At 45.3% G+C, this 19,114-nt stretch carries 15 protein-coding genes and 1 riboswitch; of the genes, 5 read left to right on the top strand and 10 right to left on the bottom strand.

Translation table 11 applies throughout. From position 1 onward, the window contains the following. Positions 1-8: 8 nt before the first annotated feature. Positions 9-410, bottom strand: coding sequence for a hydrogenase maturation nickel metallochaperone HypA (locus SIB64_RS11670; protein WP_413440366.1), 402 nt, complete (start codon positions 408-410; stop codon positions 9-11). Positions 411-413: 3 nt separating this feature from the next. Continuing rightward, positions 414-1,604 (bottom strand): agmatinase, encoded by a 1,191-nt coding sequence (gene speB / locus SIB64_RS11665; RefSeq protein WP_413440365.1) that lies wholly within the window; start codon positions 1,602-1,604, stop codon positions 414-416. A 25-nt stretch (positions 1,605-1,629) separates the two neighbouring features. Beyond that, positions 1,630-1,728, bottom strand: a riboswitch (guanidine-I (ykkC/yxkD leader). A 1,490-nt stretch (positions 1,729-3,218) separates the two neighbouring features. On the opposite strand from speB, the gene SIB64_RS11660 reads away from it, so the two are divergent. After that, on the top strand, positions 3,219-3,452 hold the full coding sequence (locus SIB64_RS11660; protein ID WP_413440364.1) for a hypothetical protein: 234 nt from the start codon (positions 3,219-3,221) through the stop codon (positions 3,450-3,452). Positions 3,453-4,415: 963 nt separating this feature from the next. After that, positions 4,416-6,158, top strand: coding sequence for an arabinan endo-1,5-alpha-L-arabinosidase (locus SIB64_RS11655; protein ID WP_413440363.1), 1,743 nt, complete (start codon positions 4,416-4,418; stop codon positions 6,156-6,158). 795 nt (positions 6,159-6,953) lie between these two features. On the opposite strand, the gene SIB64_RS11650 is transcribed toward SIB64_RS11655, so the two are convergent. After that, on the bottom strand, positions 6,954-7,673 hold the full coding sequence (locus SIB64_RS11650) for a hypothetical protein (protein ID WP_413440362.1): 720 nt from the start codon (positions 7,671-7,673) through the stop codon (positions 6,954-6,956). A gap of 771 nt (positions 7,674-8,444) precedes the next feature. Continuing rightward, the gene (locus SIB64_RS11645) at positions 8,445-8,576 is read right to left on the bottom strand and encodes a hypothetical protein (RefSeq protein WP_413440361.1); all 132 of its coding nucleotides are present in this window, start codon (positions 8,574-8,576) and stop codon (positions 8,445-8,447) included. Between the two features lie 78 nt (positions 8,577-8,654). Between SIB64_RS11645 and SIB64_RS11640 the strand changes: the two genes are divergently transcribed. Beyond that, positions 8,655-8,699 (top strand): hypothetical protein, encoded by a 45-nt coding sequence (locus tag SIB64_RS11640; RefSeq protein WP_413443009.1) that lies wholly within the window; start codon positions 8,655-8,657, stop codon positions 8,697-8,699. Between the two features lie 1,036 nt (positions 8,700-9,735). On the opposite strand, the gene SIB64_RS11635 is transcribed toward SIB64_RS11640, so the two are convergent. Together SIB64_RS11635 and SIB64_RS11630 are read right to left on the bottom strand one after the other, a co-directional pair. Next, complete coding sequence (locus SIB64_RS11635; protein WP_413440360.1) at positions 9,736-10,146, bottom strand: hypothetical protein; 411 nt, start codon at positions 10,144-10,146, stop codon at positions 9,736-9,738. A gap of 653 nt (positions 10,147-10,799) precedes the next feature. After that, on the bottom strand, positions 10,800-11,210 hold the full coding sequence (locus SIB64_RS11630) for a DUF302 domain-containing protein (RefSeq protein WP_413440359.1): 411 nt from the start codon (positions 11,208-11,210) through the stop codon (positions 10,800-10,802). Between the two features lie 1,686 nt (positions 11,211-12,896). Here SIB64_RS11630 and SIB64_RS11625 point away from each other — a divergent pair. Further along, complete coding sequence (locus tag SIB64_RS11625) at positions 12,897-13,520, top strand: hypothetical protein (protein ID WP_413440358.1); 624 nt, start codon at positions 12,897-12,899, stop codon at positions 13,518-13,520. 537 nt (positions 13,521-14,057) lie between these two features. Here the strand turns inward: SIB64_RS11625 and SIB64_RS11620 are convergent. The 3 genes from SIB64_RS11620 to SIB64_RS11610 all read right to left on the bottom strand — a co-directional run bounded on the left by SIB64_RS11620 (position 14,058) and on the right by SIB64_RS11610 (position 16,197). After that, entirely contained in the window at positions 14,058-14,492 is a 435-nt protein-coding gene (locus SIB64_RS11620) for a hypothetical protein (RefSeq protein ID WP_413440357.1), read from the bottom strand. Positions 14,493-14,902: 410 nt separating this feature from the next. Then, positions 14,903-15,094 carry a hypothetical protein gene (locus SIB64_RS11615; RefSeq protein ID WP_413440356.1) on the bottom strand — a complete coding sequence of 64 codons (192 nt, stop codon included), beginning with the start codon at positions 15,092-15,094 and terminating at the stop codon, positions 14,903-14,905. A gap of 209 nt (positions 15,095-15,303) precedes the next feature. After that, the gene (locus SIB64_RS11610; protein ID WP_413440355.1) at positions 15,304-16,197 is read right to left on the bottom strand and encodes an alpha/beta fold hydrolase; all 894 of its coding nucleotides are present in this window, start codon (positions 16,195-16,197) and stop codon (positions 15,304-15,306) included. A 586-nt stretch (positions 16,198-16,783) separates the two neighbouring features. On the opposite strand from SIB64_RS11610, the gene SIB64_RS11605 reads away from it, so the two are divergent. Continuing rightward, positions 16,784-18,544: an FAD-binding protein gene (locus SIB64_RS11605; RefSeq protein ID WP_413440354.1), complete on the top strand. Its 1,761-nt coding sequence runs from the start codon at positions 16,784-16,786 to the stop codon at positions 18,542-18,544. 41 nt (positions 18,545-18,585) lie between these two features. Here SIB64_RS11605 and SIB64_RS11600 read toward each other — a convergent pair whose 3' ends face one another. Further along, the gene (locus SIB64_RS11600; RefSeq protein ID WP_413440353.1) at positions 18,586-18,750 is read right to left on the bottom strand and encodes a hypothetical protein; all 165 of its coding nucleotides are present in this window, start codon (positions 18,748-18,750) and stop codon (positions 18,586-18,588) included. Positions 18,751-19,114 lie beyond the last annotated feature (364 nt).

The raw sequence follows: 19,114 nt of genomic DNA, 5'->3' as shown, positions 1-19,114 counted from the left end.
GTTATCGATCATTGATGAGAACGCTGGACTGAACTGGACTCAAGTTCAGCGCCGGTGTCGATGCGGTAGTCGATGCTGCGGATTCGCAGTTCACGGCCGCTGACGATCTGCTCCAGTGGGTGATCACAACAAGGCGACCGGTAGGCGGAATCCGGCATAGGTGTGTAATCGCTCGCGCAGACAATGCATCTGCCGACGAAGGCAATCTCATGGATGGCTAGCCGAGAGCCATCCAACCAACTTCCTTGAACGGCGGCGTTGTAGGTGGTCACCAGCTGGTCGGGTTCAACGCATGTGAAACGACCAACATCGAGATGGACCGTCTCCACCATGGCTGTGGATTCCTGCTGTAGTTCTCGCCATTGGTTCAAGGAGATCAGAAGACATTTGGTCATGTCGACTTCGTGCATGGCTCACCTCCACTTTTGATCGACGTTCATGTTGCAAACCTCGCTGATCCATTCCGGCTTCCCCTTGCGTGGCAGCTGCCCGCTGACAACAAGATGAGCCATAGAGTCGCAGATCACGCGCGTGGCCATGAGTGAGGTCATGTCACTGATGTCGTAAGGAGGAGACACCTCCACGATTTCCAAACCGCAGACCGACACATTGCGGATGATGAGCTCAAGCAGCTTGAGGGCCTCGCGTGGCAGAAGGCCACCAGGCTCGGGCCAGCCGGTGCCGGGAACGAAGCCGGCATCGATGCAGTCGATGTCGAAGGAGATGTAGACGCAGTCGGTGCCGTCGGTGGCCCGTTCGATGGCGAACTGCGCAGCGGCGTCAAGCCCCATCTCGGTGATATCGGTCACCGTCAGCACATTGGTGTCGCGCTCCCGGCAAATCTTCACGCCTTCTCTTGGAACCTGCCAGCCGCCGATGCCCAGTTGCACCAGATTCTTTGCCGGGGCGTTGGCCATGTTGGTGGCGTGGAACCATGGGCAGGTGTGCATGCGCTCATCGAGGTCGATCTCTTGGGTGTCGACGTGGCGATCGAAGTGGATGATGCCGACTTTCTTGTCCCCAAGGTGCCGGCAAACCCCTCGTACCGTTGGGAAACCGATCGAATGATCGCCTCCAAGAATGATCGGGAATGCTCCGCTGGAAAAGATGTGAGCAATGCCTTTGGAGATCTGATCGAAACTCTTTTCGTTATTAGCGGGAATGGTGAAGATGTCGCCGACATCGCAGAGCGTGATCTGTTCACGCAGATCCACCCCCATTTCGTAGTTGTAAGGGGTGTAAAGCGCTGAGATGCGACGGATGCCCTGGGGGCCAAAGCGCGTTCCCGGGCGGTATGTGGTTCCGGAGTCATGGGGAACACCAACGATGGCCACGTCGTAGTTGCCAACTTGGTTCACGTCCTCGAGATAAGGCGCCTTCATGAAGGTGTTGATGCCCGCGAAATGTGGCAGTTCCCCCCGCGAAAATGTTGAGATGTTGCGATCAACAATGCTCTCGGCTGCCTCGAGTCCCAGGCGCTTGGCCTGATCAACTTCCTGTTGCCATCCAGTGAGTGGCAATTGGCGTTCCTTCTCCAGCGCCTCCATCCCTTCACTGGGATGGAGGCGCTGGAAGGCCCCGCTTGGTTCTATTGGGGATGACATCGGAGGGGAGGTTGTGTGTCTGGCGGTCTCCCGGGCTTTTGTCCCTCCGTGCAGCCGGTTGATCCGGCCGAAACCTCTTGGACCAGGCATTCCCGTAGGAATCGGAACCCTAGGTTTCTCCGCTTCCTAAGTTGTGCCGTCGTTAAAGAAGTGGTGAGGTGTAATCCACTACCAAAGAGCCACCATCTATGGAGTTCGCTTCAGCTTCACTTCCTGGTATCAAGCTGGTATCAAGCTTGGCAATAAACGCAGCAGTACTAACTTCACTGGTGGACGTGCTGCAGACAAGGCCTGTTGAGTCCATTCAAGCCTTCACAGATTCTTTTCATCAAAAGGTCGACCGACCGATCAGATTGCCGCTGCTTCCTTACACAATCCCCTCGTTGTTTTGGTTTCAGGCCTTACTTTTGCGACGGGTTTAAGATGGAACACCTTATGCTTCAGTTGAAGGAGGCAGGGGTCGAGTGATCGAATCACGCCATGACCATCCTTGGGAATCCTCATCTAGCTGATTTGGTTTTCAGTGCAACAACAGCAGCTCTTTAACCATCATCTAAGCGCCTTCAGCGGTGGCGCACTGAGCCTTGAGCCGATGCGATGAACCATTGCAGCAACCAGTTGACTGTGTTTTTTTATGATACGAATTCATGTTAATAAGCTGAAGCTATAGCCAGATTACCTTTTCAAAGTGTAGAAAAATTGTAAGCAAGCAAGGCGCTATAAAAATGAAGAAGGCTATATGTATTTTGGAGAGGAAAGTAAGCGGCGTCGACGGATCGCTACGGATTTTCCAGTCAAGCCTTTAACACATCAATAATGACAGGTTTTTCGTGGTTAAAGTGATTTTTCATTCACACCCCAAAACCAGCACACATCTCACAGCAAAGCGAAATAAATATTCATTTTGCCGCAACTGCATCATTTGACACGCTTTCTCGTCAAAAAGGACGCGGATGGAACATTTTTGATTTCCCGAAGCATGCAGATTTATTCTATGCACCTGAAACGCAATGGAATTACTTATTGGCCTCTGCATGATTCTCCCATTATCAGCTTTGTTCATGCAAGCTCAAATGGATGATAATGATGAGCAGAATGATTTTCTATGAGGTAAAATAGTCGTTAGATCATTAAATGGCTGAAAATAATTAGCTAAAGCCAATTATTTTTTGGTTGTCTTGGATTTGAGTTCGCTATTTTAAGTTTTGCTGGCCTGGAACCCCCACATCGGAGGCTGTGATACAAAGAAAAATCTGCCCTTGGCAGCGCCACAGAACGACACTTCACTTGTGCGTGTTGCTTAGCTTTGATTTGTACGGTTTTCTCTAGTTGATCATGCCCACAGCAGACAAAGGCACCTTGACATAATTTAGGTGTTAACTTGATTGTTGGAATGGAAAAGTTAATCACACTTCGAATTATTGGTAGTTGTTTGGTTATTGCTGCATATTTTATTATTTTGCACCTAAATGTGATGGTTGGCATCGTAACTCATATCTTGGCCATGACTATTTCAATGCCCTATTTTGTCAGATCAAAATCATGGGACGTTGTGATAATGTTTGCTTTCATTATTAGCATTGGCATAGGGAAATTATATTCACTCTCTCTAGCATGAAAGATCGAAGAGAATCTAGAACATCAGCTCGATGTGAATCTGAGTTCGCTATCAAACGAGAGCGTCTTCGCCAAGCCTTTTTTCTAAAGCAAGGATATAAAAGCCTTGCAGAGGCTTCTGCAAAAAGGCTTTATGAGCTGGAGTTGCGCTACGCAAAGCAAAGAATCAAAGATGGAACCCCAGAGTCAGTTTTTGAAATTGAAGACGATCCTTCAGAAAAGAGAATTTAGTTCAAGTTTGAGAAAATTTTTTTCTCAGATGATTTAACACTTCGACCTTCGCAACGATACGCTCACAACGTCTCCATTCATATTTGTCCTAACAACTGCATTCAACATTGGGGTTGGAACCTTTATGACCGCCATGCCAGCGATGGCGAGTTCAGTTGCTTGTCGGCGACTCGCGATGGACTTCTCTACAAGTCCAACGGTCTTCACAAGAATCTACAGACCTTTCGTTGTGGCCGACTAAGTTCCACTCACGCTGATACAGCACCTGCTTCTCTATGCTGTAACAGCAAGGCAGCTATGGAGTGAATCACTACTCCAGAAACCTTTGGTTTGCAACATCAAATTAGCTGCCGAGACTCCATCCCATAGTAAGTTTTACTGCAGAAAATTGATTTCCCCATGAACTCCCTGAAACTCAGTTCAGAAATGATGCCTTAGTAAAGTTACTTGATTTGCTTGTCACAGCTTAGGTATTCTCTTCTCTACCACGACTGACAAGATCTCAAGAGCCGAATGGACCAGAAGAACATCCTTAGAACAGTTGCTGGCGTACAAGAGGACCCACTATTGCCAGAGGTTTAATAGGGGAATGGGGAGTGAAAAATTTGATGTACTGATACGCTGCTCGATCTTCTTCACGAATCAGTCTGAACCCTGACGAGGCTTAATAGATACACTAAATTGAATATTTGAGAATTCATTGATCATTGCTGTATCTATACCATTATTAATTCTTTAAATAGGAAATAAGAAACAATCGGAACACACCTTGGTCGAGATTAACCTTGCAGCATATGAAGATGACAATAATTCAAATAAGGGATGTATAACTTTCTAAGCAATACTAAACAACGAGCAGGTCAATTGACAAATTATAGAGGAACAGAGGTGTAAATATTTTATTCAATTTTTGATCGAATCATAAATATAGACTTATTTTTAGTCTAGCTAAATGATCATAAGATGGGCTGGAAGGAGATTATTCATGATCCCAGTCAGCTAGTTCTTGATAAGAGCGGTCAGCTCATATTCAGCACAAGTGGAACTGCTGGCAAGGGTTTGCAGCGATGGAGTCTCGACCCTAAAACCGGAGTGTTGTCGGAAAAGGCTTCCATATTTAATGATAATAAGCCAAAGTGGACCAAAAAAGTACAGAAGTGGAATAAAACTGGTGAATTTGATGCGCCGGCAATGCCTAGTGCTGATGTTATTTATTATACTGTCTATGATGAAAATAGAAGAACAGTCCATGACTACATTGGTAGAGCCTATTATTCCTCAGGAGCATGGATAGATGATGGAGTAGTTGTTCACTCAGAGGGAGAAAAAAATCACCCTAGAGCTATGGACCCTAGCGTATTTAATGATCATTCGGGAAATCCTTGGCTGGTATTTGGTTCTCATGCTGGTGGTATTTATGTTTCAAAACTCGATCCTGATAGTGGGCTGTTAGCTCATAAACCAAAGAAAACTTGGGCTGGAGATGATAACAGTGATGCACGTTTTAAACACATTGCTAGTGGTTTGATTATCGATGAGGAGAATATTATAGAAGCACCATATATTTATCCATATGATGGCTACTATTATCTTTTTGTGAACTGGGGAGGATGTTGTTCCGGCTCAAAAAGTACCTATAATATAAGAATTGGTAGATCAAATACACCAAGTGGTCCTTATTTAGATAAGGACGGATTTGATCTCAGTAATGCCGGAGGTACAATTTTTCTTGATGCCGTTGGTTCACAGAAAGGCCCTGGACACGCTGGAATAATTAGCCTCAGGGATGGCCGTCATTTATTCACTTATCATTACTACGATTCATTATTAAAAGGTACATCTAAGCTAGGCCTTAGAAAATTGATTTGGGAGGATGGATGGCCAATTTTGGGATCAGTAATAAAGGTAAAACATGCCGATAACTTAGCGTACAACAGTGAAGTTGATGACGAGTATGAAGGAGTCTTTGAAGAAATTAGTGATGACATTGATGAATTTCTTAAAGCCTATGAAAATGTAAGCTCTCCCTTCAAGTGGCGCTCGATTGATGGAAAAGATATTCTTACATTGACTGAAAAAATTACTGGCGAAGAGCTTGATTCCAGGGATGTCGTCAACCTGCTTGATATTAAAGCTAAAAGACCGATTGAATTGCATGATCTTGAGGACAGTCTCTATGATCTTGCCGACGAATATGGTCATTTTGATGATGATATTGATTTCGAGGACGGTTACGATGATGTCACTTTAAAAATTGATGAATTTTTAGAGGAATATGCTGATTTGAGGTCTCCCTTTAAGTGGCGCTCTGTTGATGGAAAAGATATTCTTACATTGACTGAGCAAATTATTGGCGAAGAGCTTGATTCCAGGGATGTCATCAACCTTCTTGGTATTAACCCTAAAAGACCGATTGAATTTTATGATCTTGAGGACAGTCTCTATGCTCTTGCTGATGAATATGGGGATTTTGATGATAGGCACTATAGGTTTACTGGTGAGAAAAGCTTTGATCCAATCATCAATAACAGTGCCAACATAAGGACTCCTGCCTGTGCTTCGACAGAAATAAATTTTATTTCCGATGAAAATGATAACTTAAGAAGTGATTTCCGATCAATTAATGGTTTAGAAAATAATAACCAAAAAGAATATTTTGCTCAGGAACTAGGTGTTGATACCTTTACGCTTGTCCCTGACCATTAAGTGCAATACCTCTTGCAGAAATCTTGATGATCATGCTTGATACTCATTAATGATTTGGTTGTTTGCAGATCCTATTGTGCCTTGCATTAAATGTGTGTAGTACACGCTAGTTCAGTGTTGGATATGCAGGTACCGCCTTGGAATGCCATTCGTTGCTTCTGACGATCAAGAAACTCCGGCTCGAAGCCTCCTCTTGCCATCAGGCTTTTTTGTACAGCTGAACTTTGATCTGTATCTAGTTTTTGATTTCGCTAATTACTACCCTCAGTCACAAATAATTTTTGGTGAAAGTATGTCTATTCATAAAAACTCAATCTGGGCTGAGGGGTGATTGGATGTCTATTCATCGGAGACCAAATTCAAACAGACCCAAATGGCCATGGCGAGGTGAGCACTGCCGCTGCAATCAGAAGATCAATCATCAATTTTATGTTCTTGATCCCATCGATTAAATGAGTTGGTCTTTGTTCTTTGGTGAGGAACTGAGGTGTAGTTGGAACTGCTTTGATATGTATTGCCCTAACATGTACAAGATCACTGCTTTGTTGGTGAACACTCCTATTCCTCTCTTTTGCGGGTGGAGCGGGTTATTGGTGAGAAGCTGGTTTAGCATTGCTGCTTTGCTTAAATCCACTGAAAAAAAGTGGTTCCAAGAAAAAGATCGCCCTTGTTAGCGGGGTTGGTAATTCATGGATTTTGTTGGGGGTGTATTGCTCAGGAACCAAATATTTTTCCTGCTTTCTACTTGACCTGGATGAGCGAAAAATCCTGAGGTTTGCGATCGGAGTCAGATCTTTAATCGCTGATCTCAATCTTCAGTGATCCTATTTGAACCATGTGTGCATCAAGTCGTGTCATTCCCGCTTCAACGAGTGTATCAACTGCTTGCTCAGAATTATCTGTTACAACTATGAATCCTTTAACCTGTAGTTGCGCCGCAGGGGAAATGAGAAGACCTGGACCTTGTTCAAAGTCTACCGAGTTCACAAATTGTTTCGGTGATAGAAGTTTCTCCATTGTCTGCTTTGAACGATCGGTCATCCCAAGCTTGATTGTCGATACGTAGCTGATTCCTGCCTGATTTTTGGGGGCGATCGGTCCTGTCGTTCGAGTTGGATAAAAGGTATGGCAGAGTTGCAACGCCGTTTGCCCTTCAGCCAATGAGGGCAGACCGACTCTGGTGTAAATGGGCTGTCCGTGAATCACGACGGCATCGAATGGATCGTGTTCAATGCCGCGCAGAGCTAGCTCTTGCGAAAGGTTGTCGAGGTCCACTGGTTCAAACGTGAGCCAGTCGTTGAGCTTGTTGAACCGACGATCAACTGTGCAAAGTTCTAAATTTAGATTGCCGAAACGGATCCCTGCAGTTGCAAAGCCGGGTTGCTCAGAGAGGGGCCAAGCCTGAGGCAAGCCGATTTTGAATAGCGCTTGACTGATTGATCGTAATTCTTCAATCGTAAGGACAGTGGTGATATGGTCTGCAAAGTTAATGATCAATTGATCTTCATTCAACATTTTGGATCGATAGTAATTCTCTTGTTATCATTATATGATAGCTATTGATTTTTTTCAAGCGTCTAGTTGCATCTAATTAGGATTCAGGAAAATCTTCGCCCTTTGCGATAACAGCAAAGGGCGAATTGGCCAGATTTGCAAGGTTATTCTTCTTTGGATACTCTTCAAATGATGTAGAAATTTGTGTATATTTTTTTATTAATATAGCAGGTCATAGTGAATCTTTCTGGGTATCAAGAGCTAATTTTTTGGCTTTTTGGTGTTACTGAGAAGATCATAAATCATATCGATGAGCATGAGATGTCTGACGAATTGGCATGTTTCATTAGCTTGATAAGCACCGATTGAGCATCTCCTGATTTGTGAGCCACCCGACCCCAATCTGGTGCGCCTCTAAGCCAGCGATGACCCAGTTGGATCGAGCAACTGCCTTCTAAGCAGTCGGTCGATAGTCAACCGTCGAAAACCCTGCAGCAGATCCATTCCTCGGTTATGCGCCCTCGGCTTAGGCGGATTAGTTGGGATTTGAAGCCACGACCTCAAGGTTATGAATCCCGTGCTCTAGCCAGTCGCCTGATTTAAGCAGAGCAAGATTTAAGCTCCCGATCTTTGGCTTTTGAACCCAACAAGCTACCGGACTGTTCTATCCCATTACTGACTTACTCTAGATTCTTTCTTCTTAGAAAGATTCAACCTTCTCGCTACTGTTCACGACAACCTGCGATCCAGCCGGATGGTGGCCAAGCTACAGCAATGCCGATCAACAATCGTTCAACGCAACAACGACTGGAACAACACCACGGTGAGGGCTGGCTGGCCATCGCTGATCAACAAAAGGTCGTCCACTTCAAGCCAGATGTGCCGACAGCCCATGGTGAGTGGGTGATATTGCGAACGTTCCATTGGCGGCCACCGGATTAACCAATCCCGCAAATGCAGAGACTAATTCCGCGTTAAAACGCAATAGAGGCATGGAAAACGATGCTGAAAATGGGTTGGCAGCGGTGCGCACCTCCATTGCGATGACATTGACACCAAAAAAACCGCATTTGGCAAGGCTGGTGTCCGTGTTTGGTTTGTTGGGGATAGATTGCGACTATTAATCCTCCCTGCTTAACTCTTTCCGGTTCGTATCTGTTTTTAATCACTTGCCTTTATGAATTTTTTTTTGTAGTTATCAAAAATGTCCCGTCGAGCTATTTTATGGTTTTCAATTCTGCCGTTAGAGATTTTAGGAAAATCAGAAGACTGTCGAGTGCAAAGCAAATTATAATTACTGCCATCATACCAATTAATGATTCCACCTTGCTATGGATATATGCAGTGTATGCATTGATGTAGTATTAATAGCTATCAGTACCTGGTCTAGACTCAAATCTACAAGCTCAAATATTGCTGCAGACATCGCGAACATTGCGTGGTAGGAAAGGTTTTACGATCGTTCATCCTCTCCAGGAACTGCCTTGTTCCTTCTAGTATTGGGGAGATAAGCACCACCCTCTTTTTGTGCATTGAATTTTACAAACTCCCCTACTGCATAGCCAATAAGTGTAGGAACCAGCATGTCCTCCTGAGCGCTGAGATCTTGCCTTTAAGTATCCTCTTGATTCTTAAGTTGGCAATCTTCTTAGCATTTACTGAAATAAACTTGATATTATTGCTACTGAACTATGCCGATTCTGCGATTGAATATCAACAATTTCAAAAATGATTGCCCAAGCTTCTGATCGATAGCCGCTCTAGAAGTACCTGCAAGAATGATTACAACAATTGCGCCAAAAGATTCATTTGATTGATGCGATGATTGATTTCGCCTCCCAAGCACTCCAGGGCCGTTTCATCTGGGAACCCATCTCCCATAAACGTGTGGTGTCGAAATCCTGACACTCCGCCAAAGGCTGAATTCTCGTCCGTATGCGAACCAGAACTAACTGCTTAAGCGATGCAACAGGAGGCTGAACGCGGCGAAACCACTCCATATCCATCGAAACATCACATCCCCATTGGAACCTCCTGAAAACTAAGTGATGAGGCTTGGTTGTTGGATCTGTCTAGTTGAAGTTCACATAAACAAGGAGCCCGACGCCGTTTCTAGCCGTTGCCAAGTTTCATACACCTGGCCAGGATCAGCGGCATAGCTTGTCGCTCGTTCGTGTCCAGGAAAGGCCAGCACAAGACTGACAATTTCGCCTGAGTCATCAAGCTTGAATACGCCCTTCAGGGCTTGGCCCGCAAATTGACCGCCATCAGGCGTCATGTCCAATGTGCCCGTGGCGTCATCTGCTACAACATCGCCAGTAGCGTACTTAACAAAGCTGCCTACATAAGCTGATGGGCATACGTCATGGTTGTGCAGCTTGAAGCGTCCATTCTTGATCTCCCAGATGTAATGGCTCCAGATCCCAGGTGCCAGCCAGTGAGCTTTGAGCTGGCAGGCAATCACCCTGTATTGACCGTCAATGCTGGTCGCCATGGTTCATTTAAGTGGTGTTCATTGTCATTTCTAGCCAAGTTCTACTCACTCATCTGCTCATCAGGTAAAAGGTTTCTGCGGATCACCAAGGATCATCCGGGCTTTGACGAAGCAGGGGAACGCTTGATGGTTGGTAGCTCTCGCAGCCTTGATCCATTAAGGGGGTGACTCAAAATGGAGGTTTATGACGCTGCCTCTTTTAACGCTTCCTTAGCGGCCTTCTCTGCTTAAGGGCATCGAAGCTGCTTGGCAAGCCACTGGTTTGCAACTTTCCCCTCTTGATGCGGCATAAAGTGACTTTAAAGTTGAACTGCCCATTTGCCACGAAGCTGGATTGTAATCCAGCGTACATGCATCTTGCTATGGGCTGCTTGAAATAAGCCACAACGATACTGACCTAAGAATTTCGACAACTTGTGTAATCGATCTGTTGAAAAAAGATGTTTCAACTTGTCAATTCCCTGCTGCTACAGCTATTTCAGCCTTTGATGCTGGCTCTGCTTGTCGTGAATCGTCTTGATGACACAGATATTTCCTTCAAGATCATCATCCAGATGGTGTGATGGTGTTATTGCTTGTCTTTGTTTCTGGTGATTAATGGTTCGTTATTAATCGAGGATGAGCAGGATTTAATTCTTATTAGCAGATTATTGCTATGGCGTGTCATCTGCCGCTGATTGTGCCAGCTTTGTGATGAACAGATCGAGCTTCTTAATGATTGGCGTGTTCGGATCAAACCCGTAGACGTTTGCTTGGCTGCTCAGAAGCCTGTATTGAATACGGGTTGAGCATCCCTCGCTGTACACCAGCAATTTCAAAGGTAGTTCAAGGGCAATCGGTCTGAAATCTTGCATCAGCAGTGTGCCAACTGCTGGATTGCCAAAAAGGATCACCTGTGTTTCATCAAGCTCCAGGTCGGCCTTTTGAGCAGCCGCGCCATGATCAACTACACCAAATACGTTTACACCCTGTTCGTCGAGCAGTCGTTGAATGCGCTGGATCGTTACAGCTACGGATTGCTTAGTTTCTCTGGAGATCACGCCGTTAGTGTCTGCTTTGTTCATCTGTGGATAGGGCCATGCCGTTGTGTAGGCCTATTACTTTACTTAGCAAATGTTGGCTTTGTACGGCATCTGAAACAGGTTGTTGAGAGATTGCCGCTGGTCGACGATGGATAACCGATCTAACTTGATTTTCGATTTTTTGCCTTTAGGTCCAAATTCTAGGTTACTACTGGTGTCTGTGTTTTTTTGATTGGCCATCGATTTCGTTTTATCATTGCCCTCTGCTTTACCCTTGAAGAGGCTTGTACAGTTTTCAGTTCATTGAATGAACTGGAAGTGCCCCGCCAATTGAACTAGATATTTTCATTTCCTCCATGCTCGTCCCACCATCGCTTCAGAATATGCCATCAATGAATATATCAGTTGCAGTGATTGCATCACTATTTTGTTAAATCAACCAGCTTTACTGCCTAGATTTCATGCCATAGAGCCAATAGAGACCCCAGGATAAGTAATAGGCTCTTCTATGAAATGATTCTATAGTTGCTATTTTGATTTTCTTTGGTTGTGTTTTTTGTGGGTTTAGTCCTTTAAGTATTTTCATATTGAGATTTTGGCTGCCACTCATGAGCGGATCGTTGCTGCCTGCACCGCCCGTAATGTCATCGGGGTTTTCATGGTAAAGCCCAATAGTGTCTTCAAGACATCAGTGTTCGTTAGCCAGTTTTCTTGCCCATTTGCCGCGCCACCAACCGCCTCAACAAGTTGATCGATTTTCGCATCAGTGTCAACTTTCTAAGCTGTCTTGGCGTACTCAAATGTTCCTCGGGCTGCGTGTATGGCATTCTCTAGAGTGTTGTAAGTATCCACAACATTTTCTACCACTTTTAAATTCGCTTCAGATTGATCTTGATGAGTTTTTACAGGACACTATCACATTCCATGTTGAATATCTATTCCATCATTTTCCATGAATGGCTGCCAGTGATACAGGCATTAACTTATCCATTCGTTTGCTGTCACTGGTTGTGTGAATAAACCTACAGACTTTTCTGATAAATTATTAATATTTTTGCACTTACTTGTCGCTCTACCCAGATCACTTTCGAGGATAATGTTGTGCTCAATCTTACTGATATCGACATTTTGGAGTGGCTCAATTGTCATGTTCACTCTTTTGCTTTTCGACTCTGTTTTATCGAAGCCTTGTAAAATTTGGAAACCGTTCTTGGAATGAGATTTAACGCGATTGAATGGATCGGTTTTCTTATAATTTTTCATATTTGTTGTGGATCAGTTTGATGGGGTAGATCCCGCTGATGTACGCTCCTTCCTCTGAATCTCTACTGCTCGACCCGATTACCTGAGTCTGCGATTCCTGTGTTGTTTGTCACTGGCTCCAAAACTCTGTAATCGACTTGTCATTCCCACGCTCTCCCCGCAGGACCCCAAAGTGGTTCGTTCGATGTCCTTACCCTCTGGATGCCATGCTGGGGATCGACCAGTGCTTCCGCCTGATCTGATCTAATCCAACACAAAATAACATGCCTGGCTAAGAGGGAAGAATTTTTGTATTTGCATAGGAAGACTGTGCATTTGAAATCGTCTTCAGGTTGTTTAGGTTAGTTGTTCTGTTGCCTGGTTGTCAGGCATCGTCCGACTGTTTGTATGAGTAGGATTTGCAATTCGGGTGACAACCTTGATCTTACAACTACTTTTTGTGTGACTCTCTTGTGCTTAAAATTTTTGGCTTTCTCAACTCTGTCCAATAATTTATATGCCTGTGTTGCTTTAACAGAAGAGTGTGGTATTATATTAAAATATCAACGTTTTGACGTAATGAAGTTTTTTGGAGAATGGATCCCTCAAAATTCATCAAAGCGAAAAATAAAAGGTTATATCGATGGTTCCGACGAGCATGGTTACGGCGATACAATTAAATACTTTGAGATCAGCAAGAATGGGTCTCATAAAATCTGGGGTTCTAAGATCAATAAGCAAAATAAATTCAAGCGAGGTGGTCTCGAATACAAAAATTCGGCCAAAGTTAGCAAGTTAGATGGTTGGGACAAAAAGACAAGCTTTGTGCTATTCATGATGGACATGGAAGGCTTGAATGAGTCTTTTGGATACACAATGATTGATTCGGGATGTAATATCATTTTCTACCCTAAGGAGCAATTTAGTTCTCCTCAGCGGGTTTATAGTCAGCATTCCTATTGGGAAGAGGATGTTTCTTCGGTTACCCAGCTTTTAAATGTTTATCCCACGGATAGCAATTATTTAGATCTTGCTAACCTTTTTGACAGTGGTGATCAAGTGCCAACTGGACAAATTACCTTCTTTTCTTCAGGCTCATCAATTTGCTGATCTGACTCATATCTGCGATTTTGCGCCTTCGAGAAAAGACGTGGTGGTATTCGCCCACGAGCATGTGAACTCTCAATGAAATTCACAGAATTGTTCTACATCAGGCATTAGATGGTGGTTTAGTTATTTTTAGTTCAACTCGTACCTGTTCATTGTAAATCATTTAATGTTTTTTGCGATAATGTCGATGCTCTTCATTTGTAAATCAATCGATTGATTGCCCTGAATGACACCTTCCAAAAAAATGACCACACTGTAATTGTACAACATTATAATTGACAGGGTCTTGATTTTTGTTGATCATTAATTCAAGGAATATTGATATCTTGGCTTTTTCTAAAGAGTTGATCGAGTTCAATGCTCCGCATTAATTGTGAACCAAGAAGAAGAGTGGCGTGCTGCCCTCAGAGGCAATTGAGTTTCTCTAATTGATATTCGAAGCCAAACACCACATCCGCACAGCCCTAGTATTAAGCAGCACCATCCTTGCCACTGCCTTTCTTTACCTTTTGGTATATACCATTTAAAACAACTTCTTTATTCGTCGAAGGCGAAGTAATTGTCAAGTTCCATAAGGCCACGCAAATTATGCGTTTCAACTTCACTACTCGATCCTATCTTGGATTCCTCAATGACTTCAATCTTGGGGTGATACATATAGACCCCTTGGGTCTTCGTCTCAATTGGATCGCAGTAGTGCTTGAGGATTGTGCGATCCGTATACTCATCACTTCTATACCAGCTATACTCAGTTATTGCCACATTGATTTCTTCTTGGCAAGCCCTGAGAGCTTCCTGCTGAGACGTGATTGGCATTAAATTTTGCATTTTATCCAATCGTTTAAGACCGGGAAGGAGGCCGTAGACCAGACCCCCTCCCATAGAAATTAATATGAACAATGCAATTAAATTAGACTTAGATATTTTTAACTTGAAATTCCATTCTTCTGTAGGAGGTTGACGATTAAGCATAGTTGTTGCGTTACTGTTTATTCGCATCAGTATAAGCGTCTTTTCTGTTTATGTTTTGATTTTTCCTTGATAAGAGCAAGGGTAGCCTGTTGCACAAATGGTTTCAAGCTTGTGTTGGGTGATTTTTTAGTGGATTCAATCCTTTGAATTTATGGCATCTTTGGTTCAGGCGCGCCATGTTTAACATCAACAAAAGCAGGCAAGCCACCGATAAATAAGTTAACATAGTCCCAATTGGCCGTGGCAACAGGACCACAACTATTCACAGCATCTAGATACTCAAGAGATTGCTCCAGGTTGCCATGTTTAGTAGGAATAGTACTTGTAATATTATTGTTTGAGGAGGTCCAAGTGATGGTTTATCAATGGCGTTAGATGGATTCAAAGAAATCAGGATAATGGTCTAGCCGTCACCCTGTTGGCTTGATCAACAGCATTATTGCTCGGCCTTTCTTTTGAGGTTCAGTCCATTCTTTGACAATCCTGTATACAGTTAAAATCTCGCGAACGAAACCACCGTTGCCGCATTCGATCTGCTCAAGGGACTGTTTAGTGATGTTCATTGTCTTGGTTGATGGATGTGCCATGAACCCAGCGATCACGCTGGCCGTCTCGTTTATGGCAGCAGCTGCAGGTCTTGATTGACTTTCTCCTGATCCTCGGCGCGCTTAAAGGGATAACCGTGAGCGTTGGTAAGCAGCTAGCTTTTGAGTTGAGTTGAGTTGAGTTGAGTTGAGTTGAGTTGGGAAAGGTATTGCTATTTAATTATTGAGCTGGGTTAATGCAACAAGTTCTTTCATATCTACAATCTTTATTTGGAAGACTGTACTGCTATTCCCACAAGTTTGTTAAGTTCTTCGCAAACTAGTTTGGACCGATCGAGTTGTAAAAAGTGACCGCCACGGGCCTTGAAAATCATGCTCTCAGGATTTTGATTCAGCCATTGCTTTTGTAGGGCATACCAATCTCCTTTGATTGGAGCATTCTTTTCCATGTCAGAGGAAGATATGATTGTGATTGGAAATTTGCTAGTCATTTCGGGTAATTCAGCCAGCTGCTTCTTGGTTTTGTTGAAGCCAAGTTGTTGGTAAAACGAATCGGCTGTCATCATATTGCTTTCTCTTGGGCTTTCGAGGTTGTACCGTTGATAGACTTCTTTGCTTGTAGTATTTTTCAATTTCTTGAGGGTGAACTTAAATTTTTCCAGGATTTGACCTGAATACTGATAGTTTTTCGGTACAGGGTCGACCATTAGCATGCCAGCAACTAAGTGAGGGTGTTTGCGAGCAAAATATCCTGCATACAGTCCGCCGTAAGAGTGTGAAACAAGAACGTAGGGTCCTCGTATATGATTTTTTCCCAATAACTTCATTAATTTTGAATTAACGAGTTGAGCTGTTATTGGTTTTTTTAAAGAGACACTTAAATCTGGTGGGCTTTGGCCGAGGCCGCTTCTGTCGTACATAAACGCATTGCCGTTTTCCCTGACGCAATCAAAGAAGGTTTTGTTGATAGTCCATACTTTTAAAGGCGACTCAGACCCATTCTGAAAGATGATTGTCCCTTTGAATTCCGATTGAGAATTCGGGTAGTACTCCGAATATAGAATGGACCCATCAATTTCTGTGAAATTGGCTTGGGCGGAGGCCTGGATTGGATGGTAGAGGCAAGATAAAATGATTAGTTCTGTGAGAATTTTTTTCATGTCTTTTGTCAATGTCTCTTGTGCTATTTAAGTCATTATAATATCTATGATTTGCGAAGCACATTCGAGATAGACCAGAAAGAACGCGTTGTTCATTTTTCTAATAACGGGATGGCGAACAAGCTTGAGGGGAGATGCCGCGACATCACAATTCATCAGTCTGTCTCTTGGCAGAAGTCCTGTTCGCTCGCTTAAGCGATCAAATGAGGGCGGTCGTGATGTGTCAATGACCATCGAAGCTCTGTCGGACTCAGTTCTTCGTGTCTTCGTCAGGCTCCGCAGGATTGAGTACGTTCATTGTTCGGTTTCACTGAGAGGCAGTCAGTGGGTTTTGCGGCTGGGTTGTGTTTTCACAGCACAGGTCGATGACATTGTCTTCAGGCCTGTTTAATAACAGCCGCTATATAGCACCGTCTTTGGGTAGAAGCGTGGGTATGGTATGGGGTTTGAACCGCGCGCTTTCAAACGGCTTTCAATCTGAGGAACAGCGCTGGCCCTGGTGGCCGATGCTCAATTTCAATAGACGTGGTTTGGTTGATCGATCCGATGGCGCCAAACAGAGTGTCCTCAACTGAGTCATTGCTAAATGGGCCATCGTCATTGGCGCCGTCGCGATCTGCTCTTCACGATCGCAGGGACTGCGTTGAGCCAGGTGGTCCAAGGCTTGCGGCCCAGTTCAGCCAGAGCCGCCAATCGTGCTTGGAACAGCGCGTCTTTTCAGGCACTTCGCCGCCAGTTGCGCGGTGAACTCCTCAAACCGACGTTGCCTTGGCATCAAGCAACGGCATCAGTGCTAACCAAGCTGCGCAACCCCTTTTGGATCCAGGAACAACCGGGAGGGCTCCAATCCACTGGCTGGTTGCGTGGATGGACAGCCAGCGCTAGTCGCTGGGCCATCGCCGCCACCTGCGCTGAAGATCTTGCTGCTGGGGTGAACTTTGCGCGCGAGAACAATCTGCGCTTGGTGGTGAAGGGCGCTGGTCATGACTACCTCGGCCGCAACTGCGCACCGGATTCACTGCTGCTCTGGACGCACCGGATGCGGCAGGTCACCGTGCATGAAGCCTTCCTCCCCGAGGGGGCACCCGCTGGTACCAAGGCCGAAGCCGCGATCACCGTTCAAGCCGGTACCCGCTGGCTGGAGGTTTACGAGCAAGCCACCCGTGCAGGGCGCTATGTGCAGGGAGGGGGCTGCACCAGCGTTGGTGCCTGCGGCGGCTTCATCCTCGGCAGTGGCTTCGGCAGTTTCTCCAAACGGTTCGGCAGCGGAGCGGCCAATCTGCTGCAGGCCAAGGTGATTACCGCAGATGGCGTCATCCGCACCGTGAATGCGCATCGCCACCCTGATCTGTTCTTCGCTCTGCGCGGCGGTGGTCCATGCAGCTTTGCTGTGCTCAGTGAAATCACCTTGCTGAGCCATCCCATCCCGCAGCGCCTCACCGTCATCACTGGAGCGGTCAAAGCCAGTACTGATTCGGGCTATGGCGAGCTGATTGAGGCGTTCATCCGTTTTTGCCCCAACAACCTCGACAATCCGGCTTGGGGAGAGAAGGTGAAGTTTGGGCCTGACAACAAACTCAGCTTCACACTCACCGTGCTCGATCTGGAGGACAGCGAAGTCCGCAGCACGTTCGAAGCCTTCTTGCAGCCATTCCGATCCCGTCCCAAAGACTTTGATGTTCAGCCGGTTTACACGGATCTGCCGTTTGAGCAGCTCTGGAATGCCAGCTACTGGGATGAACTCGACCCAGGCATGATCAACCGTGATCCACGGCCGGGCACTCCAGCCAGCCGCTTCTGGTGGGCCAGCAATCAGGGGGAAGTGGGAGCTTTTTGGAACAGCTACGACTCTCTCTGGGTTCCAGCTGCCGCGATGCGCGATCAACCAGCAGCAGTAGCCGACACTTTTTTTGAAGCATCACGCCACGCCCCGTTTGCGATACATCTCAACAAAGGACTCTCCGGTGAGCACCCAGAAGCCAAAGCACGAGATCAGCAAACATCACTGAATCCAGCCTGCTTTGATGCCATTGGCTTGGTGGTTGCCACGTCGAAGCAGCAGTACCGATACGTCGGTCTCAAGGGTCATGAACCTGATCTCAAACGGGGAGCTGCTGAATCTGCACGCATTGCTGCTGTGATGGAGATTCTTCGTGACCTGCTGCCTGATTCAGGCACCTATTCACCACAGACCAATTATTTCCAGAGCAATGCCGCTCAAGCGCAATGGGGCAGTCAATACCCAAAGTTGCTGGCGATCAAACGCCGATGGGATCCCAACAATCTGTTTCGCGTGCACAACGGCGTCGGCAACATCAAGCCAGCAGATCCAACACCAGTGTCATAAGCAGTGCCAGCACTTGGCTTTACACCACATATTGATCAACTTCACGGCTGAGCTGACCATGGGCTTTGCCCTATGCCGAACGGCTTTATTTGCCGAATAGGCAAAGGTTGGTTCCTTCTGCTGCTGACGGCAGTTGCAAGGTCATTCCATGGTTTCAGTTTTCCCACCAGCAGGGAGGTGGCGAGATCCGTTTGCGTGGTGTTCATCCCTGCTGAGTGCTCTATTCCATGATTCTGAAGTGGCCATTTAAGATGGGCAACTCTTAGGGTTTTGTTGAGGGTGTTTGCGAATCTGCTTTCACCATTTTGGATCGTGGAAACTATTGATTTGGGATGTTGATATTGAGGTTTTATTAATCACTCATCCTCCTGTATCGAGGAGCTTCAATGGTTTTGTCAGGCAATGGTGAGGATGCCTGAAGCATTGATAGTCAACCAATCCACGAACCAGCGAAGAAAAGCATTTGTTTTTCTATCCAAACAAGCATTGTTATTGCGATTTGCTTGAAATGGGCTGGGTGGATATCAAATAATCATCGAATCAATCGTGTGGCTCTTGCTATTCATTGGT

It is taken from the genome of Synechococcus sp. MIT S1220 (assembly GCF_047303025.1).
Classification (GTDB): domain Bacteria; phylum Cyanobacteriota; class Cyanobacteriia; order PCC-6307; family Cyanobiaceae; genus Parasynechococcus.
Note: the sequence above shows the minus strand (reverse complement) of the source record. Positions and strands in the feature narration are given on the sequence as shown.